General features: G+C 52.3%; 27 protein-coding genes. 16 read left to right on the top strand and 11 right to left on the bottom strand.

What is annotated here, in order from left to right:
- Window positions 1-4: 4 nt before the first annotated feature.
- The 4 genes from AC4EYZ_RS07355 (at window position 5) to AC4EYZ_RS07370 (ending at window position 3,402) form a co-directional block, all read left to right on the top strand.
- Window positions 5-1,477, top strand: a complete 1,473-nt coding sequence (locus tag AC4EYZ_RS07355; protein ID WP_490204204.1) for an FAD/NAD(P)-binding protein — start codon at window positions 5-7, stop codon at window positions 1,475-1,477.
- Between the two features lie 59 nt (window positions 1,478-1,536).
- A complete protein-coding gene (locus AC4EYZ_RS07360; RefSeq protein WP_490204205.1) occupies window positions 1,537-1,749 on the top strand; it encodes a metallophosphoesterase in 213 nt (70 codons plus the stop codon).
- 89 nt (window positions 1,750-1,838) lie between these two features.
- Complete coding sequence (locus tag AC4EYZ_RS07365; protein ID WP_490203942.1) at window positions 1,839-2,831, top strand: IS30 family transposase; 993 nt, start codon at window positions 1,839-1,841, stop codon at window positions 2,829-2,831.
- Entirely contained in the window at window positions 2,824-3,402 is a 579-nt protein-coding gene (locus AC4EYZ_RS07370) for a metallophosphoesterase family protein (protein WP_490204206.1), read from the top strand. Before AC4EYZ_RS07365 ends, AC4EYZ_RS07370 begins: the two co-directional genes overlap by 8 nt.
- A gap of 507 nt (window positions 3,403-3,909) precedes the next feature.
- Here the strand turns inward: AC4EYZ_RS07370 and AC4EYZ_RS07375 are convergent.
- The 7 genes from AC4EYZ_RS07375 to guaB form a co-directional block, all read right to left on the bottom strand.
- Window positions 3,910-4,383: a DUF808 family protein gene (locus AC4EYZ_RS07375; protein ID WP_474192580.1), complete on the bottom strand. Its 474-nt coding sequence runs from the start codon at window positions 4,381-4,383 to the stop codon at window positions 3,910-3,912.
- Window positions 4,304-4,621 carry a DUF808 family protein gene (locus tag AC4EYZ_RS07380; protein WP_474192575.1) on the bottom strand — a complete coding sequence of 106 codons (318 nt, stop codon included), beginning with the start codon at window positions 4,619-4,621 and terminating at the stop codon, window positions 4,304-4,306. Before AC4EYZ_RS07380 ends, AC4EYZ_RS07375 begins: the two co-directional genes overlap by 80 nt.
- Before the next feature lie 386 nt (window positions 4,622-5,007).
- The gene (locus tag AC4EYZ_RS07385; protein ID WP_474192576.1) at window positions 5,008-6,468 is read right to left on the bottom strand and encodes a helicase-related protein; all 1,461 of its coding nucleotides are present in this window, start codon (window positions 6,466-6,468) and stop codon (window positions 5,008-5,010) included.
- The gene (locus AC4EYZ_RS07390) at window positions 6,449-8,281 is read right to left on the bottom strand and encodes a DEAD/DEAH box helicase (protein ID WP_474192577.1); all 1,833 of its coding nucleotides are present in this window, start codon (window positions 8,279-8,281) and stop codon (window positions 6,449-6,451) included. The genes AC4EYZ_RS07385 and AC4EYZ_RS07390 overlap by 20 nt, the downstream gene beginning before the upstream one ends.
- Complete coding sequence (locus AC4EYZ_RS07395) at window positions 8,274-9,062, bottom strand: hypothetical protein (protein ID WP_474192578.1); 789 nt, start codon at window positions 9,060-9,062, stop codon at window positions 8,274-8,276. The genes AC4EYZ_RS07390 and AC4EYZ_RS07395 overlap by 8 nt, the downstream gene beginning before the upstream one ends.
- 193 nt (window positions 9,063-9,255) lie before the next feature.
- Entirely contained in the window at window positions 9,256-10,833 is a 1,578-nt protein-coding gene (gene guaA, locus AC4EYZ_RS07400; protein ID WP_490204207.1) for a glutamine-hydrolyzing GMP synthase, read from the bottom strand.
- A gap of 96 nt (window positions 10,834-10,929) precedes the next feature.
- Window positions 10,930-12,399 (bottom strand): IMP dehydrogenase, encoded by a 1,470-nt coding sequence (gene guaB / locus AC4EYZ_RS07405; RefSeq protein ID WP_474192524.1) that lies wholly within the window; start codon window positions 12,397-12,399, stop codon window positions 10,930-10,932.
- A gap of 170 nt (window positions 12,400-12,569) precedes the next feature.
- Here guaB and AC4EYZ_RS07410 point away from each other — a divergent pair, with 170 nt between their 5' ends.
- Window positions 12,570-13,160, top strand: a complete 591-nt coding sequence (locus AC4EYZ_RS07410; RefSeq protein WP_039858764.1) for a DsbA family oxidoreductase — start codon at window positions 12,570-12,572, stop codon at window positions 13,158-13,160.
- Between the two features lie 132 nt (window positions 13,161-13,292).
- Window positions 13,293-14,021, top strand: a complete 729-nt coding sequence (locus AC4EYZ_RS07415; RefSeq protein ID WP_009286809.1) for a hypothetical protein — start codon at window positions 13,293-13,295, stop codon at window positions 14,019-14,021.
- Window positions 14,022-14,041: 20 nt separating this feature from the next.
- Here AC4EYZ_RS07415 and AC4EYZ_RS07420 read toward each other — a convergent pair whose 3' ends face one another.
- Both AC4EYZ_RS07420 and AC4EYZ_RS07425 read right to left on the bottom strand, forming a co-directional pair.
- The gene (locus AC4EYZ_RS07420) at window positions 14,042-14,554 is read right to left on the bottom strand and encodes an opioid growth factor receptor-related protein (RefSeq protein WP_474192523.1); all 513 of its coding nucleotides are present in this window, start codon (window positions 14,552-14,554) and stop codon (window positions 14,042-14,044) included.
- A gap of 162 nt (window positions 14,555-14,716) precedes the next feature.
- Window positions 14,717-15,493, bottom strand: a complete 777-nt coding sequence (locus AC4EYZ_RS07425; RefSeq protein ID WP_474192522.1) for a DeoR/GlpR family DNA-binding transcription regulator — start codon at window positions 15,491-15,493, stop codon at window positions 14,717-14,719.
- A gap of 111 nt (window positions 15,494-15,604) precedes the next feature.
- Between AC4EYZ_RS07425 and AC4EYZ_RS07430 the strand changes: the two genes are divergently transcribed.
- From AC4EYZ_RS07430 to AC4EYZ_RS07460, 7 genes are all read left to right on the top strand, one after another.
- Window positions 15,605-16,252: an SLOG cluster 4 domain-containing protein gene (locus tag AC4EYZ_RS07430; RefSeq protein ID WP_474192521.1), complete on the top strand. Its 648-nt coding sequence runs from the start codon at window positions 15,605-15,607 to the stop codon at window positions 16,250-16,252.
- Between the two features lie 68 nt (window positions 16,253-16,320).
- Window positions 16,321-17,112 carry an ABC transporter permease gene (locus AC4EYZ_RS07435; protein ID WP_190373939.1) on the top strand — a complete coding sequence of 264 codons (792 nt, stop codon included), beginning with the start codon at window positions 16,321-16,323 and terminating at the stop codon, window positions 17,110-17,112.
- Entirely contained in the window at window positions 17,109-18,137 is a 1,029-nt protein-coding gene (locus tag AC4EYZ_RS07440) for an ABC transporter ATP-binding protein (protein ID WP_041157641.1), read from the top strand. The genes AC4EYZ_RS07435 and AC4EYZ_RS07440 overlap by 4 nt, the downstream gene beginning before the upstream one ends.
- 9 nt (window positions 18,138-18,146) lie before the next feature.
- A complete protein-coding gene (locus tag AC4EYZ_RS07445) occupies window positions 18,147-19,211 on the top strand; it encodes an extracellular solute-binding protein (protein WP_474193185.1) in 1,065 nt (354 codons plus the stop codon).
- Window positions 19,212-19,220: 9 nt separating this feature from the next.
- Window positions 19,221-20,045: an ABC transporter permease gene (locus AC4EYZ_RS07450; RefSeq protein WP_474193184.1), complete on the top strand. Its 825-nt coding sequence runs from the start codon at window positions 19,221-19,223 to the stop codon at window positions 20,043-20,045.
- A gap of 92 nt (window positions 20,046-20,137) precedes the next feature.
- Window positions 20,138-21,487 (top strand): exodeoxyribonuclease VII large subunit, encoded by a 1,350-nt coding sequence (gene xseA / locus AC4EYZ_RS07455; protein WP_490204208.1) that lies wholly within the window; start codon window positions 20,138-20,140, stop codon window positions 21,485-21,487.
- A 66-nt stretch (window positions 21,488-21,553) separates the two neighbouring features.
- Window positions 21,554-22,513 (top strand): hypothetical protein, encoded by a 960-nt coding sequence (locus AC4EYZ_RS07460; RefSeq protein WP_474192291.1) that lies wholly within the window; start codon window positions 21,554-21,556, stop codon window positions 22,511-22,513.
- A 72-nt stretch (window positions 22,514-22,585) separates the two neighbouring features.
- Here the strand turns inward: AC4EYZ_RS07460 and AC4EYZ_RS07465 are convergent, their stop codons facing one another.
- The gene (locus AC4EYZ_RS07465) at window positions 22,586-22,729 is read right to left on the bottom strand and encodes a hypothetical protein (RefSeq protein ID WP_474192290.1); all 144 of its coding nucleotides are present in this window, start codon (window positions 22,727-22,729) and stop codon (window positions 22,586-22,588) included.
- 423 nt (window positions 22,730-23,152) lie between these two features.
- On the opposite strand from AC4EYZ_RS07465, the gene AC4EYZ_RS07470 reads away from it, so the two are divergent.
- From AC4EYZ_RS07470 to AC4EYZ_RS07480, 3 genes are all read left to right on the top strand, one after another.
- Window positions 23,153-24,007: an SDR family oxidoreductase gene (locus AC4EYZ_RS07470; protein WP_474192289.1), complete on the top strand. Its 855-nt coding sequence runs from the start codon at window positions 23,153-23,155 to the stop codon at window positions 24,005-24,007.
- A gap of 228 nt (window positions 24,008-24,235) precedes the next feature.
- Window positions 24,236-24,490: a helix-turn-helix domain-containing protein gene (locus tag AC4EYZ_RS07475; protein ID WP_041157636.1), complete on the top strand. Its 255-nt coding sequence runs from the start codon at window positions 24,236-24,238 to the stop codon at window positions 24,488-24,490.
- Complete coding sequence (locus tag AC4EYZ_RS07480; protein ID WP_278369990.1) at window positions 24,477-25,736, top strand: type II toxin-antitoxin system HipA family toxin; 1,260 nt, start codon at window positions 24,477-24,479, stop codon at window positions 25,734-25,736. The genes AC4EYZ_RS07475 and AC4EYZ_RS07480 overlap by 14 nt, the downstream gene beginning before the upstream one ends.
- A 43-nt stretch (window positions 25,737-25,779) precedes the next feature.
- On the opposite strand, the gene AC4EYZ_RS07485 is transcribed toward AC4EYZ_RS07480, so the two are convergent.
- Complete coding sequence (locus AC4EYZ_RS07485; protein ID WP_474192288.1) at window positions 25,780-26,670, bottom strand: MurR/RpiR family transcriptional regulator; 891 nt, start codon at window positions 26,668-26,670, stop codon at window positions 25,780-25,782.
- Window positions 26,671-26,711 lie beyond the last annotated feature (41 nt).

Genomic DNA, 26,711 nt, shown 5'->3' on the forward strand with positions numbered 1-26,711 from the left:
TATCATGTTGCGTATTCTTCAAGTTGGAGCTGGGCCTTCAGGAGCAAGTTTTCTTAGACAGCTTACTCGGCGTTTGGGTAACTCAATGAGTAAGGTGGAGTACACCGTTGTAGATGAGATGCTATCTGGTGGCGGCGCAGCTTTTAGGACTCCTTGTAACACACATATTTTAAACTTGCCAGCAAGCTCAATGAGTTTGGATCCGAATAATGCAGACGAGTTTTTGGAGTGGCGTGAAACGTACAAAACGATTTGGCAGGAAAATATTGATAGTAACGAAGAAGTTTGGTCGGAATACCCGCCAAGGAAGCTGTATGGAATTTATGTACAATACGTTCTTAATGAAACAATCCGTAGCTTCAGAAATATTAGACTATGCCGCGACAAAGTAGTAAACATTGTTCCAATGGGCAGCGATAATTACATTGTAGAGTTTTCAGAAAACAAGACAGCTATATTCGATTTAGTTATTCTTTGCATAGGCTCCGTTCCAATAAAACCTTTATTTGATGAGAGTGTGAATGGCTTCATAGCATCACCTTATAGCGAATTTAGTGTGCCAGATAACGCAAATGTCGGCATTATTGGGACTAGGTTAAGCGCAATTGACACTGCCCTTAAGCTTAAGGAGACTGGACACCGAGGTAAAATAACAATGGCTTCTAAGAGTGGCAAATTGCCAAGCGTAATTGGCCCTCCCTATCATTATACATATAAAGATTTCAAAGAGGCTCTTGCTGAAACAGTAAACTCCCCTTCGTTGGTTGAAGTTTTTAATGTCTTCAAGCACGAAGTAAATAACCATTGCTTTGAAAGCTTCTCCTGGGATTCCATTTCAAAACCGGGGCCTACATCCCTAGGTGACCTCTCTGGCGAGCTCACCATTGTCGAATCCGGGAAAGTACGGCCATGGCAGTCCATACTTATGTCTAGTTACCTAACCAGTGAAGAAATATGGAGGAATTTGCCTTATTCTGAACGTGCATATTTTTTAAAAAATTATGCAAATATCTGGATGCGCTATCTTGCGGCCTTTCCTCCAGCCAGCGCCAAACGAATTATGAATCTTATCAGCACAGGGCAGTTGTTCATTAAAGATGGGCTTGAATACGTTGGCGTAGATAGTAGTGGTTTTAATTTTAGTTACACTGACCGTCCACCTGATAGATTCGATTATGTAATCGATGCGCGAGGCCTAGGGTATGATGAAGAATCTCTAACAAGAATTCCTTTAATTAGAAATATGCTCAAATCAAATTTGATAGCCACTGACGAATTGTGTGGTCTTAGAGTGGATCCAGAAAGCTTTAGATCGTTGAGTAAAGAAAATCTTGATATTTATATACTCGGAGACCTAACAAAAGGGGCTTTCCTAGCTACTACAGATGTGGCAAGAAATCTCGATCAAGCCGATCGCTTATCTTTGGTTATCAGTAGCTTAGTAAAAAAAATATCTAAACTTGACTTTTCTTCTTAAAAATGGATATAACGGAGCTTGAATTGGCTCCGTTTCCCTAACATTTTTTAGGTTTTATTGTGAAATTAAGAATATTATCTGATTTGCACTTAGAACATGATGGCTCTGATTCTGATATAACGTCAGCTGATGCTGATGTCGTTATACTAGCTGGTGATATTCACAATGGCGTATGCGGATTGGCTTGGGCAGCTAAGAAATTTCCTGATGTGCCAACTATTTATATTCCTGGCAATCATGAATTTTATGGCGCTTGCATCCTGGATTCATAGAATAACCGCAGCACTTTGGATCACACAGTAGAGGAAGGAGGGCCAGCGCCGGTACCCTCTCGACTTTACCGACCAAAGTGAAGCAGAGAATGGGATACCGACAACTGACCCAGGCCCAACGATACCAAATTTTCGCTTACCTCGAGACTGGCATCAGCCAGCGACAGATAGCCAAGGCTATTGGGGTTCACAGCAGCACCATTAGCCGGGAGATAAAGCGCAATGGGCTTACTGCTGGCTATGCGCCTGAGCAGGCTCAATTGAGAAGTGATCAGCGTCGACGCAGCGCCTGGAAAGTGACGAAGCGACTGCCCAGCCTAATTCGATGGGTCACTGATCAACTGATGGACGAATGGAGCCCCCAGCAAATTAGTGGCTTCATGGCGAATGCCAACGGCGTTTGCGTAAGCCATCAGTGGATCTATGCGTTAATCTGGGACGACAAGAAACACGGCGGCGACTTATGGAAGCGACTCCGCTTACCACACCAGCGGCGCTATCAGCGCCGATTGGCCAAGCATGCGGGATTGGGCAAAATTCCACACCGGGTAGGTATTGAACAACGTCCCGCCGAAGTGGAAGAAAGGCGCCATATCGGCCATTGGGAAGGCGATACGGTGCTCAAGGGCCACAAAGAATCCGGCCTGGTGACCCTGGTCGAGAGACGCAGCGGATACCTCTTGGCAGCGCGCCTGCCGACAATCACGGCCACAGGAACGGCCAAAGCGATGACCCGGTTATTAAAACCACGCCGAGGTGCAGTGCAGACCATCACCTTGGATAACGGTTCGGAATTCGCCGAGCACCGACAGGTTGCCAAGGCCGTCTCGGCCAAGACCTATTTTTGCGACCCGTACCGCTCATGCCAGCGTGGCACCAATGAAAACACCAACGGACTGATTCGCCAATATTTCCCGAAAGGGACGGACTTCCGAAAGGTGAGCGACTCAGCACTGAGGCGAGTCGTTGCCAAGCTGAATAATCGCCCCAGAAAACGCTTGGGGTATCGGACACCGGCACAAGTGTTCCTGGGAGAGTATTCAGGAGCGCTGGAAACCGCGGGTGCTGCGCTTAATGTTTGAATTCAGGATGTCTTCTCTTCGAGAGGAGTTGGCCAAAGAGGCAATGCGCTTAGGTATTCATCTATTAGATAACCAAAGTCTTACTCTTGGAGGTGTTCGTTTCTACGGTACTACACTGTGGACAGACTTTGCTCTTTATTCGAATCATCAGGATCATGACCCAGCGCTTATCGAAGAGAAAGCACAAAGGTTTATGCCAGACTTCAGTGTTATAAAGGCAGATGAAAGTAATGCTTTTACAATAGCTGAGAGTCAGCGGCTACACGCAGATGCGCTTGCCTGGCTAGATTCAGAGCTATCTCTCCCATTTAATGGGCCACGAGTAGTGATTAGCCACCATGCACCTCTTGCAGAGTGCATACCAAATAAATACCAGGGCGACGACCTTTCGCCCGCTTTTGCCTCGCATCTTCCTCATTTCATGGGTCGCATGAACCTATGGATACATGGTCATGTCCATGAACCAGTGGATCGAGTCGTGGAAGGTACACATGTCTTCGCAAATCCCAGAGGCTATCCGGGTGAATTTGCACCGCCACTATTCGCTCCCGCATGTATCCTTGAAGTATGAGGCACCGGCTACGATCTTTTCTATGAGCCCTTAGTAGCCGTTATGTGATGTATTGATGCAGCATCAGCAAGTGATCGTCGAGGGTGTCACCCCACGGACTACGGTTACTAGGCTCAGGACTGATGCCTAAGCAATGGGCAATGAGTGGGTAAAGAACTCCCTTACCAGGGCGTTGATGGGCTTCTGACGTTTTGCTCTGCCAGCCTGGCGCCCCCTCCTGGCCTGGGTTCGTCGTGTTAACCCGCCGCCGCCCCTCGCGGCCGAAAGGTGCCGCAAGCATATTCCAGCCTGCCCTTCAGGAAGGATAATCAGCAGAATGTAGTCGTGACGCTGGCCTGCTCCCGGGCTTTCAGGCCATCAATTTCAAAGGGCTGAGCCCGAGCGCCCAGGTCGATGACGTTGATGCGCTCTCTGTGAAATGGTGTGCCGAAACGGTCTTCGCATGCGGCGGTCTAGCTTGTTCTCTTTGGAAAGTAGTGGGCGATGATCACCCAGATGGTTGGGGCATTATATATACAGCTCATACATGAGTTTCTTCCCAGTCGAGGTAGTATGGCATTGGAGAATGGCAGCCACCAAACCACGGCCCAGGGCCTGAATTCCCGAATTATCCCGCTTGGCGAGTTTCAGGCCAAAGTCATCCATCCTGACCAACAGCGCCACTACCCCATACACCAGAATGGTGATGACAAAAGCGACCACCACCAGACTCGCCAGCTGTGACCAGAATCCTTGATGGGAGATCGTGGCAAGCGCAATCACCATGATTTCAGCGGATAGAATGAGGTCGGTTCGAATGGCACCACTCACGATCTTTTTCTCGGCTTCCGGCCCCTGCTCTACCGCTGGCTTGTCGTCCTCATGCTTGCCGGAGAGCTTGTGCCACACTTTCTCCGCGCCCTCAAAGGCTAGGTAGGTGCCACCCACCATCAGGATGATCGGCAATAGCGTGGGCAAAAAGTGATTCAGCAGCAGCGCCACCGGCAGGATAAAAATTAGCTTGTTGCGGATCGACCCCAGCGCGATCCTCTTCACGCTCACGCTCCGCTGTCACTCTCTGCAAATATTGCGGCGTCACCGCCGTATCATCCACCACCACCCCGGCCGCCTTCGCCGTCGCGCGCCCAGCGGCAGCACTCACATCGTCCAGTGATGCTGCGGTCAACTTCGCCAATGCGGCAATGTCATCCAGCAATCCTATCAAGCCGCCTATGGCCATGGATGCTTCCTCCGTGAATAACAATTGCAGAAAGTAAAGCATACCGCTGCTTGGGCGGGATGACTCCTTTGTCTTAAGGGCAGTACTGTTTCATTCTCTCAATTACCTGCCACCTGTTGTGTATGTTTAAAGAACGGCAACAGGCGAAATATCTCGTTGAGCGAGTGATACTAATCTAGGGGAAAGATCAAGATCCTTAAAGTCGTGTTAGCACACCACCATACGTTTATTTTTAAAGCCATCGCAGGCACAAAGCTAACACCTACAATGCCTGCAATTACCAATAAAAGTACATATAAATCAACTGCTTAAAAATCCACCCAGAAGATACATAACAGTTCATTCATAAGAGCTTATATTCAAATAATTCAGCTTTTTCACAGCTACTAAATTTCATTTAAAATTGCATTTTGGATACGATTCTCCATCTCTACGACTGTTTCATTAGCATTAGGTTTAACAATATAAGGTGATATTTCAAAAAAAGCTCTGTGAATTTCTCGACGGGCCCAATGATGTGACCCGACTTTTACTGCATAAACAGCCATCTCAGCACTCGCATAGCCCTTCCGTACGGAGCGGCTGGAGTAGACGAGTACTGGGCTAGCTTCACGTGGATCGCTTTTTTCAAGGTTTATATATCGTAGAAGTATTTGAAGAGGTGTGCCTATCAAATGCGCTAAGTCGGGCACAACTCGGATAACAAATTTCCTTGCACTTGTACTATGCTTAACATCTCTTGTCTTAGTAGACAATTCAGTTTGAACATCTATAAGAGGAGCACCATTCATCCATTTATTAAGAGCTGAATGTAATTTTGGAAGAGCGAAAAAAGCTCGTTCCTCGTCGTTTAATTTTTTGAAGTCTTCGCCAAATAAGGACTCAATATTTTGAGGTTTTATCAAGCGAGATAAGTTCGTCGGATTTTTAAGTAGCCAGCTGAACATCCAGTCGCATAAATCGACAACACTGGTAAAATTTTCAACTCCCCTTTCCTCGAGTGCACTGGAAAGGTCTACTAAAACATCCTCTGGTATACCCAAAATTGAGGCCAAATCACGTAAAGGCCAAGATTCAGTATCTACATTTTCAGTATCGCTATTAAGCAACACGAGAGCTGCTGCTGTTCGGCTGACTACCCAATCTTCTTCACCTCCCTGTTTTTTTCTAAATGCTGCAAAGCTGCGGCCCAGCCCAAGTCGAACGTGGCGCTGTTCACTCTCGCTGTGATCGACTTCAGCTAATCGAGCAACGATATATTTTTCCAAATCTCCTACTTCGTCTGCATTATTATGTATTCGATCCATTAATGCCGTAAGAGGGTCATCCAGAATAAGGCACTGATCAGAAAGACCAAAAATATTGCGCAGACGAGACCAGCGGTTGCCGATCTTGTTTTCGGCATCATTAAGGCCGACAACCTTACCAGGAATTACAATAACGATACCCGTTGCACTTTCACCCGCACGACCTGCCCTACCCGCAGCATTCAACAGTTCTTCAGGTTTAAGAATATCTCGACGTCCAGAGTCGGCGTTATATTGACTATCCTCAGCAATAATGACTATGTCTGCGGGTAAGTTCATTCCTTGACCAAGAGTTGGAGTCGCAGCCAGAACCGATATAGCTCCATTACGTGAGTATAGGGACTCGGCAAGATGTCTCTCGACGGGAAGCAGTTGACCATGATGACATCCAGCACGGGCCGTCAATTTGCCATCAGTAAGATTTATATAGAGCTGTTCAGACGACCCTAACTCATCAACTGCTGTGTCATAAAATCTGCGCTCTGATTCGGTCAGTTCAACTTCGCAGGCATCAAGGACTTTAGAGGTTTTTTTCAGCAATAGATACTGCATTTGGAATCGACTGAGAGAAGACTAGTGTTCTTAGACCTTCTTTAGCAGCAGCAGCGGCAATAGAGGACGCTACGACACCAGAGTTTGGGGTTAAGCCCCAAGCAGTATTTGTCGAAAGCTGCAACGATTCAGTCGCAAAGGGCACCAACGCATAGTCACGTCGAACTTGAGAAGCCCAAGTTTGTTTTACACTAAAAAAAGCTAAGGGACGCACTGTCAACTCTCTTTTTATAGCTGCAGGCACACTTCCCTTTGGCTTTCGGATACGCTCTTGCTGAAGTATTTTTTCGAGGGTCTCGAGACGATCAGAATCGTATACAATGCATCCTCTTAATTGGCGGGTCGGCTTCCAGGCATTATCCAATGCAAGTGCTTTTCGCCCAGTCAAATCGGAAAGCCAACTGCTTAATTCTTTCGTGTTTTTCATCATTGCAGACAAGAGAACAAGATCGGCTTTAGGTGCCACACGTACAAACCCCAGAATACATAGCATCGCGTCAACCGCGCGGCGATCACCATCAGTCTTAGGATGTATCAAATGACATTCATCAAAGATTAAAAGCCCTACGTCATCAAATCGCTCTGGTTCCATATGGGTCAAGAGTAAACAGGCTTCAGGCGTCATTATCATGACATCGGGAAGGTCTTCACCTCCATTCAAAAAACCAAACTCGTCAGCACGCTCGCCTTGAACACTTGCCCGCGGAAAATATTCACGCAAATCGCGAGTGGTCTGATCTACAAGAGCATGTGTTGGAGCCAAAAAAACAGCCTTGTGTCCTGACAGCAAATTGGCTTGAATTTTGAGTTGCGCTATCGTTGATTTTCCAGCACCCGTGGGGAATCCAATTGCGGAAGATGTTCCTTGCTCAAGATATCCCTGGCCCACAGCCTCTTTGTGATTTCGCCAGAGATAAGGTCTCGTCTTTGCAACAAACTTCATTGCACTTTGCCACTTGTCTTCCTCAACACCACTGGGTGGTGGAAGTTTAATAACAGCTCCGTCTAGCAAAGAGTTGCCAGCAGCCACAAGCAGGCTGGCAAGGTGAAATGGCCCTGGAAACACAGCAATCGCATCGTTTGATGAAGCAGCCGGCATTTCACCCGAAGTAGGTGCAGATAAAGTTTTTACCTTATAGAAAACCTCAATTGGATTCGCTATATCAGATAAGGTGCGCCCTTGTAAAAAGAACGCAAGCGCACGCACTCCCCGCAAAATCTGATAATACAAAGCCGCGTTAGCACGCTCTGCTCCTTCACCCTGCACCAATTTCTTTTGTGAAGATAGCTTACGATCAACAATGCTTCCGATCTGGCCTTTTGCCAGCATTATTAAGTGTGAAATTAATTCAAATTGAAGGGGATCTTCGGTTGGAATCTGAATCGAACGTGCAACCTCTAAAGCATCCGCTGACGCCTCAGCCACTAAAAAAAGGAGCATTGCCGATATATCAGAGCTTATAGCGGTTGATGTTATAAACGCCGCAGGGTGTTTTGGCTCACGTAAAGCTGTTGCTTGGTAAACAAGCTGATATGCCGTAGCAGCAACAAAACCAGCTGCAGCTCTGTTCGATCGCTCGGGCTCAATTGCAATTAAAGCTTCATTTGTTCTAGCAAGCCGTAAAGCGTAACGAATTGTTTCTGAGATTTGAACCCTGTCTTCAGCGACATCTCGTGCTATTACCCGAGAAGAAACAATCTCTGCAAAAGCACGGGAAAGGTCATCCGGCAGCGCTTCTCGATCTAAACCTGGTAGTTCCGGTGTTGACTGAATGAGTGCAGAAGTTACGGGATCATACATGGCTATTTGCCTCCTCTGCGTCTATAACTGCAATTGCTTTTGCAGAAATGCTAGCAATCCAACCCCGTACATCTGCGAGATAAAGAGTCTCAGCGCGACGCTTTGTAATATCACCAACAACCTTTTTCTCATAGCCCTTAAATAATTTTTCACGCCCCTTATCATTTGCGTGTTTTTTCCCAACGGTAACCGCAACTCTATAAGCGCGCAGATCTTGCCATAATATATTGGCGACTGTGCTATCAGGATCCGGATCAGTTGATCTATCTAATATTGATGTTACTGATGCGATAAGTTCATTGTCACGTGCTCCAGTCTCAAAATCTTCAAACTCTGGCCAAACGGCAGACTGAACCTTTTGACGAGGATTTTCTGTAGCCTTTTCTTCACATATTACTACTCGTGCAATATGGTCTTCATCAAATTCAATAATCAAACCATCCAAGCCCTTATCCGCTTTTATCATCTGTGGTGCTCTGATCAGGGCATCCTCATATGACTCATGTGCCGCTATCCAAGAGATAACCTGAAACACCCATCCATCACGGTGGTAAGGATCCTTGCTCGGATTTTCTGAAAGCAACTCTCTAGCGCCATCAAAACCACTCTTAGGAAAAACATTGCTTAGTGCGTCTGTCTCGCGCAGAACTCGCTCTACAACGCGTGACTGTCCAATCGCAACTCGAGCTATCATCTCAGCTAGTTTATCTTCGTCATCAATAGTCCAAGCTGTTCCAGACCAACAATCTTTTACAGAAATGGCTGTGAATGAAATTGGCATAGTTTATTCATCGGCTAATAGTGCATTTATTATTCAATTTATTAGTATTTTCGACAGCATTCTTATCATGCACAAACTGAGGGACGTTCATACCAAAATCAGCTGTTATATATAAACTTGAATATTCGACATCTTGACTAGATATAAAAAAGCCCATCGTAAGATGAGCTTTTGAAAAACCAATATCTAATAATCACTCCCACTCAATAGTAGCAGGCGGCTTACTGGAGACATCATAAGTCACCCGCGAAACCCCTTCCAACTCATTGATAATCCGGTTGGAGACTTTTTCCAGCAGCTCATAGGGAAGGTGGGCCCAGCGGGCGGTCATGAAGTCGATGGTTTCTACCGCGCGTAGTGCGATGACCCATTCGTAGCGGCGGCCGTCGCCTACTACGCCTACGGATTTCACCGGTAGGAACACGGCAAACGCCTGGCTGGTTTTTTCGTACCAGCCAGAGGCGCGCAGCTCTTCGATGAAGATGGCGTCGGCATCGCGGAGGATATCGGCGTACTCTTTCTTCACTTCGCCGAGGATGCGCACGCCCAGGCCGGGGCCAGGGAACGGGTGGCGGTAGACCATATCGTAGGGCAAGCCGAGTTCCAGGCCGAGTTTGCGCACTTCGTCTTTGAACAGTTCGCGCAGCGGCTCAACCAGCTTGAGCTTCATGGTTTCCGGCAGGCCACCTACGTTGTGGTGGGATTTGATCACGTGTGCTTTGCCGGTTTTAGAGGCGGCGGATTCAATCACGTCCGGATAGATGGTGCCCTGGGCCAGGAACTCAACGCCTTCGATCTTGCTGGCTTCTTCATCGAACACGTCGATAAAGGTGTTGCCGATGATTTTGCGCTTGGCTTCCGGGTCTTTCTCGCCTTTCAGCTTGCCGAGGAATAGGTCTTCGGCGTCTACGCGGATCACCTTAACGCCCATGTGCTTGGCGAAGGTTTCCATTACCTGGTCGCCTTCCGCTTTACGCAGCAGGCCGTTGTCGACGAATACGCAGGTCAGCTGGGTGCCAATCGCTTTGTGCAGCAACGCAGCAACTACAGAGGAATCCACACCGCCGGAAAGGCCGAGCAGTACGTGGCGGTCGCCCACTTGCTCGCGCACACGCTGAACCTGGTCTTCGATGATTTGCGCGGGCGTCCATAGCTTTTCGGCTTTACAGATATCCAGCACGAAGTGCTCAAGAATGCGCTGGCCCTGCAGGGTGTGGGTCACTTCCGGGTGGAACTGTACGCCGTAAAACTGTTTCTCTTCCCAGGCCATGGCGGCAATCGGGCAGCTCGGCGTGGAAGCGGTCACGGTGAACTCGGTGGGCGCTTGGGCCACCTTGTCGCCGTGGCTCATCCATACGTCCAGCAGGGCTTTGCCGCTTTTAGCGTCCACATGGTCTTTGATGTCTTTAAACAGCGCGTTATTTTCGTCGATTTGAATCTGCGCGTAGCCGAATTCACGCTGATTGGAGCCTTCAACCTTACCGCCCAGCTGCTCGGCCATGGTCTGCATGCCGTAGCAGATACCAAACACCGGCAGGCCCATCTCAAACACGCACTGGGGCGCACGCGGGGAGTCCAGTTCCGTCACGGATTCCGGGCCACCGGCCATGATAATGCCGTTGGGGTTGTACTCGCGGATCTCTTCTTCGGTGATATCAAACGCGCGGACTTCGGAATAGACGCCGATCTCGCGAACTCGGCGGGCGATCAGTTGGGTGTACTGCGAGCCGAAGTCGAGAATCAAAATCTTATGGGCGTGAATGTCACTCATGGCGGGGTCTCGGTTAAGCGGTGTGGGTGCCGCTGGTAAGGCCAAAAAGCAAGCGGCGGGGCAATGCCCGCCGCGCCATATAACTAATCTTGCTGGTTAGCTCACCCGGTAGTTGGGAGCTTCTTTGGTGATCTGCACGTTGTGGACGTGGGATTCGTTAAATCCAGCGCCGGTAATTTGTACGAACTCCGGCTTGGTGCGCATTTCCTGAATATCGCGGCAGCCGGTGTAGCCCATGGAGGCGCGCAGGCCACCCATCAACTGGTGAACGATGGCGCTCATCATGCCTTTATAGGGAACGCGGCCTTCAATGCCTTCCGGCACCAGCTTCTCGGCGCCTTCGCTCTTATCCTGGAAGTAGCGGTCGGCGCTGCCCTGGCTCTGCGACATGGCACCCATGGAACCCATGCCACGGTAGGCTTTGTAGGTACGGCCCTGGTAAAGCTCGACTTCGCCGGGAGCTTCTTCGGTACCAGCCAGCAGGCCGCCGACCATTACGGCGCTGGCGCCAGCGGCAATCGCCTTGGCCAAATCACCAGAGTAGCGCACGCCGCCATCGGCAATCAGCGGAATGTCGTACTCTTTGAGCGCTTCGGCCACGTTGGAAACCGCGGTAATTTGCGGTACGCCAACGCCAGCAACAATACGCGTGGTGCAGATTGAGCCAGGGCCGATACCGACTTTAACGGCATCCGCACCTGCTTCGGCCAGCGCCCGGGCTGCACCAGCGGTGGCGATGTTGCCGCCAATCACTTGAATCTGCGGGAAGTGCTCTTTGATCCAGCGAACGCGGTCGAGAACGCCTTGGGAGTGGCCATGGGCGGTATCGACAATGATCACGTCCACGCCTGCTTCAGCCAGGGCGGCCACGCGATCCGGGGTTTCCGGGCCGGTGCCGACCGCTGCGCCGACTAACAAACGGCCGTCGCTGTCTTTGGCGGCCATTGGGTAGGTGCGGGCTTTTTCGATATCCTGGAAGGTAACCAGGCCACGCAGGTGGAACTCGTCATCCACAATCAGCATTTTCTCGATACGATGTTCGCGCATTTTGGCTTTGCTGGTTTCGAGGTCGGTACCCTCTTTGACGGTAACCAGCCGGTCGCGCGGCGTCATGATCGCTTCTACACTGTCGCCGTGGTTAGGCTGGAAGCGCATGTCACGCTCAGTCACGATACCCACCAGGGTTTCGCCTTCTACCACGGGGAAACCGGAGAAGCCGTATTCACGGGCCATGGCAAGCAGGTCTTCGAGCTTGGCTTTCGGGCTAACGGTGACCGGGTCTTTCACAATCACGCTTTCGTGCTTTTTGACCTTGCGCACCTCAGCGGCTTGCTGGGCCATGGCCATGCTCTTATGGATGATGCCGATGCCGCCTTCCTGGGCCATTGCAATCGCTAGACGCGCTTCGGTGACGGTGTCCATCGCGGCAGAGAGGAGCGGAATATTGAGCGAAAGATTGCGGGTCAGGCGGGTTTTGAGGCTGACATCCTTGGGAAGGACATCGGAGAAGCCGGGAACGAGGAGAACGTCATCGAACGTTAGTGCTTCTTGGGCCATACGTAGCATAGCGGCAACACCCTGATTGAGAGGAAGTGGGGCGTGAAAGGTTAATCGCCTATTATAGCGTTTTGAGGGCCTTTCCAGCAATGCAGTCAGGCTTTTGTGCTTATACCAAATGCTAATGACGTATGCTGTTAGGCTGATAGCTGGCCATTTTTACTGTTCAAGGGGGCTTTTTGTCTCAACAGATTATTGTTTACACCGATTACGTTTGCCCCTTCTGCCTGCTAGCCGAAGAGGCCATTGTTCAGGCAACCGACGGTATGGATGTGGAAATCCGCTGGCGGCCCTTCGAGCTGCGCCCTGCCCCGGTGCCCACGTTGAAGGTGGAAGACCCTTACTTGCCTAAGATATGGCAGGATTCGGTTTATCCCATGGCCAAAAAGCTCGGCGTGCCCATCAAGCTGCCCAATATTTCGCCGCAGCCGCGCACCGACAAAGCCTTTGAAGTGTTTGCCATGGCCGAAGAGCAAGGCTTGGGCCACGCCTACTCCATGGCAGCGCTGAAAGCGTTCTTCCAGCAGGAGCGCGATATCGGCGACCCGGAAGTGCTGGCGGATATTGGTGAGTCGGTAGGCCTGGAGCGCCAAGCGGTGCTCGATGCGCTGGCCGAAGGCCGCTACCGCGAGCAGCACCAGATGGCCCAGCGCCACTCGGTAGAAGAAGCGCTTATCCAGTCGGTGCCTACCTTGGTCATCGATGGCGAAGTGATTCAGGGCGTGCCTGATCCTGCCGCCCTCAAACGTTTTCTGATTGAGCGCGCTTAAGTCTATGGCCTCCCCTATTCCCCAGGCCCTCACCGTCAACCAACTCACCCATCGTGCCTAGCAAACCCTTGAGTGTGATGGTGAGGTTATGGGGTGTATCATGCTGATTATTATTAATAAAAGGGGACAAGAATGGCAGACCAACCTAGGCAGCTCTACTACAGCAATCCAGATAACATCACGGGGGCACGTGTTTCGCGCGATATGATGGTGACGTTATGCAGTGCTTTCGGGGAAGCGCTTGACGACCCAGATACGCGTCATTTCATTCGCAATACGCGTATTCCCAATGAGCGGGAACTCTACGGTACCTTTATCAAGGCGCTGCTCAGTGATGGCTTTAATAGCCAGATTGGCCACATTGCCACTGAAGTACAGGTATCTCGTCAGACAGATGAAGCCAGCGGCAAAGGCCGAGTGGATATCATTTTCGACTATCGCAGCACCAGCTTTCTCGTCGAACTAAAAGTCATTCGTGCTTCTGTGAATGGTCGTCAACCTGGTGAAGAATACGCAACAACGACACAGCGACTCGTTCGCCCATGGCAGAAAGCCGTCAATCAGCTCATCGAGCTTGATGAAACAAGCCTGGGAAAAGCACTAAAGAAGAAGGTTATCAAGCTACCTATCGCCCTCTACCTGCATGTGGATAACAGACAAAAGGGCAATACGGATCAATGGGAAGCACTCTGCTCTGCAACACACGAAAGGATCGTATCTCAGTTATACGCGAGCTACCACTTCAGCTACTTCCAGCCACTGACAGACCCGGTGACCACATCACGCCGAAGAGGCTGCCTCGTAGAGGGAACGCCAGACGTAAGGCTTTACGGCTTTACCATTATTGCGGCATGCCAGTAACAATATCCGAATAATACAGGCTACTCCTTATGTGCCTCGCTCCAATACTGGATCGAGGCATCTGAAACGATGCCCTGCTCGGCACCAATACGTATCACCGCTTCCTGTAAAGCCAGCGCCAGATCGTACTGATGGCAAAGCGCCAACGAACGAATCATCCGCGAGATACGTAGGTGATTATGCCCGCCTGCTTTGAGCCAAATATGCTCGCGGATATTGAGGCTCGGCTGGGCAGTAATGGTGAGCCCATCCCGAGTTAAACCCAAAAAACTCAGCATGACATCCAGCGAGACTCGCTGTTGCTCACGTAACGCACTATCGTCTTGAAATATGTCACGCTCGACATCGGTCAGCCGCGGAGCAAAACCGTTAAAACGTCCAGCCTCGGGAATGGGAAAAAGCCATTGAATATAATCATGGGTGTGCTCCAGCCAGAAGTGCGACAAAGCCCAAATGGCATTGATATAGCGCCCTTTATGATCCGGTGCCTCGCCACGGTAAAAAGCGATCAGCGATGTAAGCTGGTGGCTCATAGCATTTCCTCGTGATTCCCTCGGTAATACAATGATACTTTGAAGTAACGACACCACTTTACTCGACTAGCCGTAAAGATTCCCGGATTCCCTAAAGCAAGGGACAGCAATGAACGCACCAACGCCCGCTACACTCTCCGTCAGCCAACTCAACCAGCGAGCCTATAAAGCTTCTTGCCAACGCTCAGGGTAGGTCATGAGCGCCTGAATTTCTTCGGGTGCAGGTACATCACAAATCACTTGATCAAACTCATCAAGATGAGTAACACGCTGGATACCGCGCTGACATAATTTCGCTGATCCCATCAGCAGCACTTTACGGCCAGCGTGGCGCATCATGGTTTGTTTTACTTCTATTTTTTCACTGTCGAAGTCGAGCAGGTAACCCTCTGCATCTATGCCTGAAACGGAAATCATCGCCACATCCAGCCGATAGCTGGTCAGCTCTTTGATGGTGCGCGACCCAGTCAGCGCCCCATCCCGTCCCGCCACCTTTCCGCCCACCACATGAATATCGAACAACTGATGCTGGGCAGCGAGCGTCAGCGCGGCCGTTAGGTTATGAGTGACCACGTGCAGCCTTTTACGGTAGTTCAACAGCTCGCGTGCAACATGATCGCAGGTTGTGCCCGTATCCAGAAACAGCGCTTCACCTTCCTGCAACTGCGATACCGCCAGGGTCGCCATACGCCCCTTCTCTACCTGCTGCGAATCCTGTTTGGTGGCGTAGCCAAGCCTAACCTGGGGTTTTTCGATCCGAGCCCCGCCCCGAAAACGCTGGAGTACGTTGGCGTCACACAGTTTACGAATATCGCGCCGCACGGTTTGAGCGGAGCAGTTGAGCCGCTGGGCAAGAAATTCGATCGAGGCATGCCCATGCAATTCAACCAAGGCAATTAGCTCGCGATGGCGTGGGTTCAAATGCGCTAGGTCAGTCATCGGTAACAAACAATCCCCTGATAAAAAATCCGGCCTTGCGACCGTCCGTCATCAAATTGACACAGCGGGGCGCGACCATAACGATCAAATTCTTACATTTTGATCAAAATCATGACTCATACATTACAAATTTATCTTGATGAATGCCAGCGTATCATGACCCACGCAGGTGAGCCTCTGTTGCCCAAAATGCGTCCGCTTGGCGAGGCCGACTGGCCAGCCGTGCTGCAATCCCCTTGTTTGCCCCGCGAAGCGCTGATTGCGCTGAAGCACAGCAATACGCCGATGCAGCGGCCTCCGGTGGGCGTGATTGGGCCTCGCGAGGCCACCCAGCGCCAGCTTGAAATAGCCTATGCCTTAGGCTCGGGGCTGGCCGAGCTGGGCATTCCGCTGTTATGCGGTGGCCGGGGCGGCGTTATGGAAGCGGCCAGCAAGGGAGCCGCACTCCAAGGAGGCGAGGTCATCGGCCTGCTTCCCGATACCCACGCAGAGGCTGCCAATCCTTGGGTTACCCTACCTATTGCCAGCGGCTTGGGCGAGGCACGCAACGTGCTTATCGCCCGAGCCAGTGTGCTGCTGATCGCCGTTGGCGGAAGCTTGGGCACCCACACCGAGGTGGCCTTTGGCCGCCATTTTGACAAGCCTGTACTCACCTTTCCGGACGCCCCCACTGCTGAAGGCATTACACCTGTCAGCAGCGTAGAGGAAGCCCTGCGCCTCACGGCTTCCTACCTATGGGGAGTCACACAACCGTCATGAATACATCAACAAACGATCAAATTCTTACATTATGGTCATTTATATTTAATCGTGGTTAGGGGGCAGACATGCGATTGATCACTTATGGTTACTTGGTTTACTTGCTGGCCCCTATCGTACTCCTGCTTATAGGCGCTTTCGGTGATCATTGGAGCAACACGCTGCTACCTGAGGGGCTAACTTGGCGCTGGTTTATCACGGTATGGGAAGACGCCACCTATCGAAATGCGATGGTAACGACCTTCAAGCTGGCCTTGACCACCTGCCTGATCAATATATTACTCGTCGTACCACTGGTGTATGGCGTCACGCTCAAGTTCCCTGCCGTGGCGCAGAGCATCACGCGCCTTCTGGTCATGCTGCCAGTAGCCGTTCCCCAGTTGGTCATAGGCTTTGCTTTCATTTTGGCCTTTAGTACCGCCATGCTGCCCTGGTTGGGTAGCCCCTGGCTGCTGGTAGCAGGCCATGTGGTGGTTACCTTCCCCTACCTTTTCTACACCGTATATGCCGATATCGAGGCCTCTCCCCTCAAGGCGTATGAACGCATGGCCCAGTCCCTTGGGGCAGCCGAGTGGCAACGTTTTGTGCACCTCTATTTGCCACTGGTATATCGCTCGGTATTCACCGGCAGCTTAACGGTTGCGGCGCTGTCCATTGGCGAGTTTGAGCTGAGCAACCTGATTTCAGGTTTTATGACCCAGCCCTACCCAGTGGTGTTGATCCAAGCGTTTTACCGCACCACAGGCTTCGCCTGCGCCGCAACGCTTTTCCTGCTTTCACTCGCACTGCTGTTCTCGCTGTTTTCCACCCTGGTGCAGTGGCGGCTGGGCCGATCCTCTTCCCGGGAGTTACCGCAATGATTGCGCTAGAAAACATCCAGTTCCACTACCCCCATAGCAGCGTGGGTGTTCACGACATCAACCTGCAGGTAGAAACGGGCGAATTTCTTGTGGTGGTGGGTGCCAGCGGATCGGGAAAAAGTACGCTTTTACAGCTTATCGCGGGCTTCCTCACCCCGCTTCAAGGGCGCGTTCTACTTGATCATCAGGATGTTACCCAGCTCTCATGCGGCGAGCGCGGGCTGGGAATCGTGCTGCAGGATTATGTGCTTTTCAACCATATGACAGTGCTTGGCAACGTCGCCTACCCGCTTAAGGTTAAAGGTGTTCGCCAGGGAGAGCGCCACCGACGCGCCCGCAAGATCCTCCATGATGTAGGCCTTGAGGCGTTGGAACATTGCTATCCATCCCAGCTTTCCGGTGGCCAGCAGCAGCGCGTGGCCATTGCACGCGCGCTGGTATTCGAGCCCCGCGCCCTTCTGCTCGACGAACCGTTTTCAGCGCTCGACGCCTCCCGCCGCGAGTCAATGCGCCAGGAGCTCAAGCATATACAGCGTCAATTCGGCGTCACCACGCTGATGATCACCCATGATCAAGAAGAGGCGCTGATGCTGGGCGATCACGTTGCCGTGCTTGAGCAGGGCGAACTCCTTCAACACAGCGCGCCCCACCAGCTTTACACGCAGCCTGTTAGTGAAGCCGTGGCACGTTTCATTGGTCGCACCAACTTTATCGACGCTCAGGTACTTGATTCACAGCGCATTCAAACCGCCGACCTGGGCATCTTAGAAGTGGCACCACACGCCTTCACGACGGGGCAGACCGTACGCGCCATGATTCGTCCCGAAGCCATTATTGCCAACCCAGCTAGCGATATCGCTAACCAGGCGCCTGCCACGGTGATAGAGAGGCAGTTTCTGGGCGCCCAGCAACGTCAGTATCTTCTCTGCGGCACTACCACGTTGTCGCTTGAGTCGGCGTCAATGCCGGATCACATCACTCACGTGGCGCTTCCTCCCACTCATATCCACCTGTTCAATCGCTGAGGTACTACCATGCAACGCTATTTTGCTTACTGCCTACTCTCCGCCCTTAGCCTGCTGCCTTTATCAGCGTATGCGGCTAACACGCTTGACGCTGAGCTCTACGACGGCGAGCAAGCCCTCTACGATGCCGCCCAGGAAGAAGGGCTGGTTGTATCGTTTGATACCGGCCCCACCTGGGCCAATTGGCAAAGCCAGTTCAACCGTTTCACGGAACGCTACCCGGGTGTTCAAATTGTTTTTAACGACCTAGGCTCGGGTGCCACCGTGGTCGCATTGGAGCAGGCCCGCAACCGCCCCCAGGCCGATACCGCCTACTACTACGCTTCTTCCGCCATTAATGCCTATGAAAAAGAGCTGTTAAGCCCCTTTACTCCCATCAATTTCGACAGCATTCCCGATGTCTTCAAAGCAGACGCGGGTGAGTGGTTCACGATCCACTCCTTGAACGTGGCCTTTATCGTTAATACGCAGTTAGTCGATGAAGTACCGCAAAGCTGGGAAGACCTGCTCGATGAGCAGTACCGTAACAGCATTGTGTACCTTGACCCGCGCTCGACCGGGCAAGGCCAAGTCCTAACTCTGGCGGCCAATTATGCGATGGGGGGCGATCTCGATAATTTAACGCCGGGCATCGATTATCTCGCGGAGTTGAGCCGCATCGGTAATGTTGCCCGTGTGGTTGGTACCACGCCCTATGCGCAGTTCGTGCGCGGTGAAATTCCTATCTGGATCGGCTATGAAAACGACGGTCTAAAAGCCAGCATTACCGATGGCATGGGCGACAACGCTGCGGTGGTGATCCCTGAAGAGGCTTCAGTGGCAGCGCCGTATGCTATTTCGCTGGTTAAGAACGGGCCAAACCCTAATGCCGGGCGCTTGTGGCTGAACTATGTGATGTCGGACGAGGGTCAACGTACCTTTGCGGAAGGATTTGTTCGCCCTGTCAATGGAGATATCGAGCTGCCCGACACGCTGGTAGAGGCGCCGCAGATTCGCCCGTTGGATGTGCAAAAAGCGTCAAGCATTAGCGCTGACCTCAGCCACCAGTGGACTCAGCACGTCCTTAATCAATAAGGCCACGCCATGCCTCGCCTGCGCTTTTTTAGCGTTTTGCCGCTGGTTCTACCCAGCGGCATTATTTACACGCTGTTTTTTATGGTGCCGCTGACACTGCTGATCATTGCAGCGCTTGAGTCACCTTTGATCACGGGTGCTCGTCTTCTTGACGAAGGGCTGGTGTTTAAAAGCTTAATAACCAGCGTTGCTTTATCAATGAGCACTGCGCTCTTGTCGGTCATCGTTGGTGTCGTGATTGCTGAGTTTCTCTATCATCAGCCGGAACGGCGACGCTTTTTTCTTCTCTGGCTGATCTCTCTCCCGCTGATTTTCAGCGGCTTGATTGTGGCATATGGTTTTATCCTCTTGTTGGGGCGGGCAGGCTTTATCACCCTGTCCCTGGCATCGCTGGGCGTAGACCCGGCATGGTTTGGCCGCTTTGTGTATACCCCACAGGGATTGGTGTTGGTGTATGCCTACTTCTTGGTACCCCGCGTGGTGTTACTGATGCTACCGGTGGTTCAAGGGCTTGACCGCCGCCAGCTGGTGATGGCCGAAAGCTTTGGTGCCTCTCGGTGGCAGCAAATTCGTGACGTGTACCTACCGCCGTTACTGCCTGCGTTGATCTCCTCCTGGAGCCTTTGTGCTGCCGTAGCTTTTGGCGCCTATGGTACGGCCCTGGCGCTTACCGGTTCACAGATCAACCTGCTACCGCTCCTGCTTTACAGCAATATTTCCGACGCAGGGTCTGATATGGCTTCTGTTGCTCTTCTTGCGCTGCTAATGATGTGTTGCTGCTTGTTGCTAACCCTTCCCGGCGAATGGATTCGTCGACGTTCTCAGCATCGATAGCGCTTGCGGGGCAACGAATTTGCCCCGCTCTATATTCGATGAGCGCTAGTATTTGATGCTAGGCTACAGTGCCCTGCATTCAGATATCCGCCATGACCCAAACACCCGCCCAAACACTCTCCGTCAGCCAACTCAACCAGCGCGCCAAGCAGACCCTTGAGCGCGATGTGGGCGAGGTGTGGGTGGAGGGCGAACTCTCTAACGTTTCTCGCCCCGCTTCCGGGCATGTTTATTTCACGTTGAAGGATGACCGGGCGCAGATTCGCTGCGCGCTGTTTCGTCAGCGGGCACGGTTTGTTTCGGCGCCGATGCGCGACGGTGATCAGGTCAAGCTGCGCGGGCGGGTGTCGCTGTTTGAACCCCGCGGCGATTACCAGCTAATTGCTGATGCCGTTCAGGCGGCAGGCCTGGGCGAGCTGCTGGCGGCCTTTGAGCGCTTAAAAGCGCAGTTGGAAGGCGAAGGCGTGTTTGCCAATGCCCGGCCGCTGCCCTTCCCACCCCGTAAGCTGCTGATTTTGAGCTCCGCCACCGGGGCAGCCATTCGTGATGTGCTGGCGGTGCTGGAAGCGCGCTGGCCACTGGCGGACGTGACGTTGATTCCGGTGCCCGTTCAAGGTGCCGAAGCCGCCCCGGCGATGATATCGGCGCTGGCGCTGCTTAACCGTCAGGCGCGGCTAGACCCTGAGCGGGATGTGATTCTGATTACCCGCGGTGGCGGTAGCCTGGAAGACCTCTGGGCGTTTAACAACGAACACCTGGCTCGGGCGATTTTTCACTCCCGGCTACCGGTGATGTCGGCGGTAGGCCACGAGGTGGATATCACCCTGGCGGATTTTGCCGCAGACATGCGCGCGCCTACCCCATCGGCTGCCGCCGAGCGCTTGGTTCCCGACCAAAACACCCTCAAGCGCCAGCTGGAGCACCAGCACAGCCGCCTGCAGCGGGCCATGCAGGCACGGTTAGAGCGCGACAGCCAGCGGCTGGATACGCTGCGCGCCAAGCTGCGCCACCCCGGCGAACAGCTCAACCGTCAGCGCCAGCACTTAACCGCCCTTGAGCAGCGCTTGAATCGCGCCATGCAGTTAACGCTCGGCCAGCAGAAAGTCCAGGTGACACAGCTGAGCAGGCGCTTGGCCAGCCAGGATATGGCGCGGTTGCACCGTGCAGAAAGCGAGCGTGTGAGCCAGTTACAGCGCCGTTTGGGAAGTGCGATGCAGCGCCAGTTAGAGAGCCGACAGGCACGCTTGAAAGCCGCCGCACGGGAGTTAAACGCGGTCAGCCCGCTGGCGGTGCTGGGGCGCGGCTATGCGATTGCCCAGGATGAGCAGGGGCAGATCATTCGCCGCGCGGAAGATACCCAGCCCGGCCAGAAGCTGAAACTGAAGCTTGGCGAAGGCAGGCTAAGCGTGGAAGTTAAGCGGCGTTTAAAGTCCGGGGGTTAAAGACCGGGGGTTAAAGTCCTAAGTTAAATGGTCGATATCTTCTAACAATGAGGAGAGGATACCGCCATGAAGATAGGATTTTCGTCATTCACACTGATTCACCAGCGCCAGGATAAGCCGCAGTTTTTAACGCCTACCCGCGTTGCCTCCCAAAAGAGCGAGCCTGCTGAAGACGACCCGTTCACAAAGCGGCTTAAAAAACAGCAGGAAGCGCTGGAAAGCTTGGCGTCGCTACCTACTCCAAAGGAAGCCTCCCAGCAGCAGGCCACCGATAAAGTGGGCTTCCTGCGCCAGCGGATTGAAATGCTGAAAGCCATGATGGCCTTTGCCTCTCCTGAACAGCTTAAAAACATGGCCAAGGAGCTCAAGAGCATCGCCCGTGAGCTTGCCGGTGCAGCTAAGCTGTTGAACAACCAAGGTGGCGGTGGTGCAGGCATGACCGCTATCCCGTCCGTGGTTGCAACGCCAGCAGTTCCCACGACAGCAGCTCAACCGGCCGTGGCTCAAACCAGCGGAGCCGAATCAGCGGGGGCCCCGGCGGGTGGCGATGAGAGCGCTCAGGCAACGGTTTCCAGTGACGCGCAGCAAGCCGAAGCCAGTGCGCAAACAGCCGAAGATGATGCTGAGAAGGCTGCTGAGCAAGAGGCCGAGAAGGCAGCGGGCGAGCCTGAAAGCGATGAATCCACCGAGCTCGGCGTATTACCAAGCCTACCTAACCTCATTCAGAATGAAGACAACCGCTCGAAATCCAATGGCCCCAGCGCTAGTGAACACGCACTACGCGGCGTACTGACTGACGCCCAAAAAGCGCTGCGCGAAGCAGTTAACGAACTTAAGGTTCGGCTGAATGAAGAAGATAAAGAAGCTCGTCGTGAGCTAAAGAAAGCTGAAGAAGCCATGGAAAAGACGGATCGAGCGGTTGCCGCATCAACCTCTGAGGCCCTCTACTCCTCATTGGGGCAGTTACTGCCTACCTCGCTAGGTGACGTTGCCGTATCAACGTCCTCTATCAACATAGAGGTTTAACGCTAATAGAAAAGGCGCTACCGGAAGTAGCGCCTTTGTTGTTTTGCGTTGGCCTAAAAAATGTTGCATAGATTATTTCTTGGTATCCCTGCCTGACTTTTTATCGTCATCGGACTCCGGGTTTACATGATGAGTATCCGGCATCGGATTGGCCTCATCATGGTGGTCATCCTTCTCTTTAGGGGCTTTCTTGTCTTTATCGGGAACTTGAGTCATCGCTTCTTCCTTACCGTGGTGGGTGAGCGAAAGAGTGGGAGGCGTTCGTGGTGCCTCCTATCTCTGGCTGACTTAACTGTAGCCCTTCCTCTTCAACTTGCAATTCACACCCATGGAAGCCCACAGCACAATCACAACTAAAATATATTAAAAAACAAACACTTAAAACAATACAACTTCATGCCAGCTATATTGGCAAGCTTGATAGCATTAATAACCTGACGCTATCAGCGTCTGTGGGTTACCAACCATTTTATCGCTATGCGTTCGCCCTCCGGTTTGCCGTTATTACTACCTTGGTCTACGTTTACAGCGTGAAGGTACTCGAGGATACGAGGGCCTAAACAGTGGTTAGTAAGTGATGTTTTACGATGACTAACCGTATGTGCAAACCAAATTGTGCCAACAATGGAGTGACCGCACATGAGTGATCAACACCAACCACCCCAGCATCAGGATAAACAGCCTGGTGATGAACACGCCATGCGCCCAGAGCCCGAATACATTCGTGAAAGCTACCGGGGCGCCGATAAGTTACTGGACAAGGTCGCGATTATTACCGGTGGCGACAGCGGCATAGGACGTTCAGTCGCCGTTCACTATGCCCGCGAAGGTGCCGACAGCGTGATCGTGCACCTTAAAGAAACCAAAGATGCAGAAGAGACCAAGCGGCTGGTGGAAGCCGAAGGCCGTCGCTGTTTGGTTTTGAAAGGCGATGTGGCAGCGCCAGCGTTTTGCCGTGAGATCGTTAAGCGCACTCTCGACCACTTCGGCAAGATCAATATCGTCATCAACAACGCCGCCGAGCAGTACGATTGGGATGACATTACCGAGATCCCCGATGACCAACTGCTGCGCACCTTCCAGACCAATATTTTCAGCCACTTCTATCTGAGCAAATCTGCCCTGCCGCATCTCAGCGAAGGTGACACCATTATTGCCACATCATCGATCAATGCCTTTAAGGGCAACGATACGCTGATCGATTACACCGCCACCAAGGGCGCTATTCAGGGGCTGGTGCGTTCGTTGGCGATGTCGCTGATGGATCGTGGCATTCGCGTGAACGCCATAGCGCCAGGGCCGGTATGGACGCCGCTGATTCCCGCCAGCTTTGAGGATGAGAAAGTGGCCTCCTTTGGTGGCCAGGTACCCATGAAGCGCGCAGGGCAGCCTAGCGAAATGGGGCCGGCGTACGTCTATTTGGCCTGCGAAGAGTCCTCTTACATGAGCGGCCAGACCATGCACCTGAATGGTGGGGTTATCTTAAATACCTAAGTGTTTCTTATTAAGATATAGCGCACTTTAACGGGGCGGCCTTGGGTCGTCCTTTCGCCAGAGCACCGTACATAAAATCACGGCAACGCCAAAATATTCCCGCTCGGGAATATTTCCTTCCAGAAAGCCTCTCTAAACACTGAAAGTTACCGATCGGGAATAATCATAGCGTTTTGATCACTAATATGGTCTATCATTACCGTACGGTAATTTTATTGGACAGTCGCTATGACCTCCCAGATAGAGAGCGCAAAACGTATTCGCAACAGTGAAGAGCTGGGCAAGCTAGTTCAACAAACCCGGCGTGATCAATCATTGCTGCAAAGTGATATTGCCGGGCTTGCGGGTACAGGCAACCGCTTTATCGTCGATCTTGAGCGCGGCAAGCCAACCCTGCAGCTACAAAAAGTACTCGATGTTTTGGATCTAATGGGATTGGAAGTGATTATACAGCGCAAAGGGAATCACCATGGCCGCCCATAGCGAAGCGCTTGACCTGTTCTGGGGGGAACTGCATGTCGGGCGTTTGCATAACACTCAGCCGTTGCGGTTTGACTATACTCAGGAGTGGCTAGCCAATAACCAAGCGAATAGCCTTTCGCCCCAGCTACCGCTGACTCAACAACGACATAGCGGCGATAGTGTGCTGGCATACTTCGAAAACCTACTGCCTGAGGGCGAACTACGTCGCTATATTGAGCTACGCCACCACACCACCACTGTTTTTGGTCTTTTAAAGTCGATTGGCGGTGATACGGCGAGTGGCTACACCCTACTCCCGCAAGGTGAAACGCCTCGACCAGCCAGCTATCGCAAGACGAACTGGGAAGCTATAAACGACTTTCTGCATAATGAAACCCAGGGTGAATTAACCGGGCAACTTGCTCCCCAAGCGCGAATTTCATTAGCGGGCGCTCAAAATAAACTGCTGCTAATGGTACTCGCTGATGGCAGCCCGGCGCTGCCTGAAGGGGCCGCGCCTTCAAGCCATATTTTGAAACCGGATATCCGTGGTTTGAAAGGCGTGTGGTGTTCTGCGCTTAATGAAACGCTCTGTATGCAACTAGCCGCCGCGTTAGCGCTAGGGGTAGCTGAAGCTACCTTCCAGCCTCAAACACGCGCCTGTTTAGTTAAGCGCTATGACCGGTTTTATGATGAGCACGGCAACTTACAGCGTTATCACCAGCTAGATATTTGCCAATTAGCAGGGACACCTTCCACCCTCAAATACGAAAGCGACGGAGGGCCTGGTCTCATTGAGTGTCGACAGTTACTTCAGGCGGCGGGTGTTCCCGCAAAAGACCTGCTGCGTTTTTCGCAGTGGTTTTTTTTCAACCTGTTTATTGGTAACAATGACAGCCACGCCAAAAACCTCTCTATATTGCAAACGCCGCAGGGCGTTCAACTAGCCCCGTTTTACGATCTCATGTGCACAACGCTCTATAGCGGCCTCTCGAACCGCTTTGCATTTCGAGTGTCAGGCATTGATCAGCCAGGCAGTATCGAACGCTCACACCTTGCGTCTCTCGCCCAGGCGCTGGGATTTAAACCTGCTTACTTCATGAGCTTAGGCGCACGTCTCGCCGATGAGATTCTCAGCGTTTTGCCCTCTGTGATGGAGGCCCTACAGGAGGTCGCAACGCCAGGTACAGAGCATGTATTGTTAGAGCGCCTGTCTCGGCGCATTAAACAAAACTGCCAAAAAATGACAAAACGCTGGTCGGCTTAAGTAATGATCTACCCAGATCAAAATGACTGACTGGCCTCGCTTCTCACTGCCGCCTGGGGATAGCCGTCGCATACGTATTGAGATGCGAGAGGTGTTCATCCGCTTGCTGCAAAGCGTCTAGCGTCTTAGGCCGGTCGAATTCCGCCAATAAGCTGCACAGCACTTCGGAAATGGCTAATGCCGGGGTTAGCGTGTGGAAAAAGCTATCGGTTTCCGTGGGGCATAGAATCGTCTGCGCTGACATCCCCACCAGCGGCGACACTTCACTATCGGTGATGGAAACAATGCCTACCCCCTTATCTTTTGCCAGTTGGGCCAGTTCCAGCGTCCCTGTTGCATAAGGTTTGATGGAGATAACGAGCAATACATCCTCAGATGTGGCACGAATTAGCCCATCTCCGCCGGTACACCCAGGCCCATCCAGATGCACCGAGCGCTCGCCCAGTAGGGTCATCACGTAATGGAAATGCCAGGCAACGGCATGGCAGGAACGTAAACCCAGCACGTATACCTTTCTCGCTGATCTCAGCCTAGTGGCGGTGGCTTCCAGCTGCCGTAGTGAATCGGGTTCGCAGAGCTTAGCAAGCTGGGCACTCAGCCCTTGAAGCATATGCGAAGCGGTATCGCTGACTCCCCTTTCACTGCTGCCTTCATCTACCCGCTGGCGAACCTTGGCCGCAAAGCCATCGCCCCCCTGACGTAACACCGCTGCATACTGCGCCCGAAGTTCATCGTAGCCTGGCAACCCCAAGAATTTGGCAAGCCGTGTCATGGTGGCGGGTTGCACACCCGCTAGGCGCGCTACCTCTCGCATGGACACCAGCGCCACTTCCTCCGGATGCTCAAGCACGTAGCGAGCGGCCTGTTGCAGCTGCGCAGACATGGCATCGTACTGGGCAATAATCTGCTCTCTCAGCGAATCGCTCGGCTGCATAGTAGTTGGCTCTGTGAAGAAATAGTCGGTTGGCTCTGTGA

Source organism: Vreelandella sp. 162(4c), from assembly GCF_058152265.1.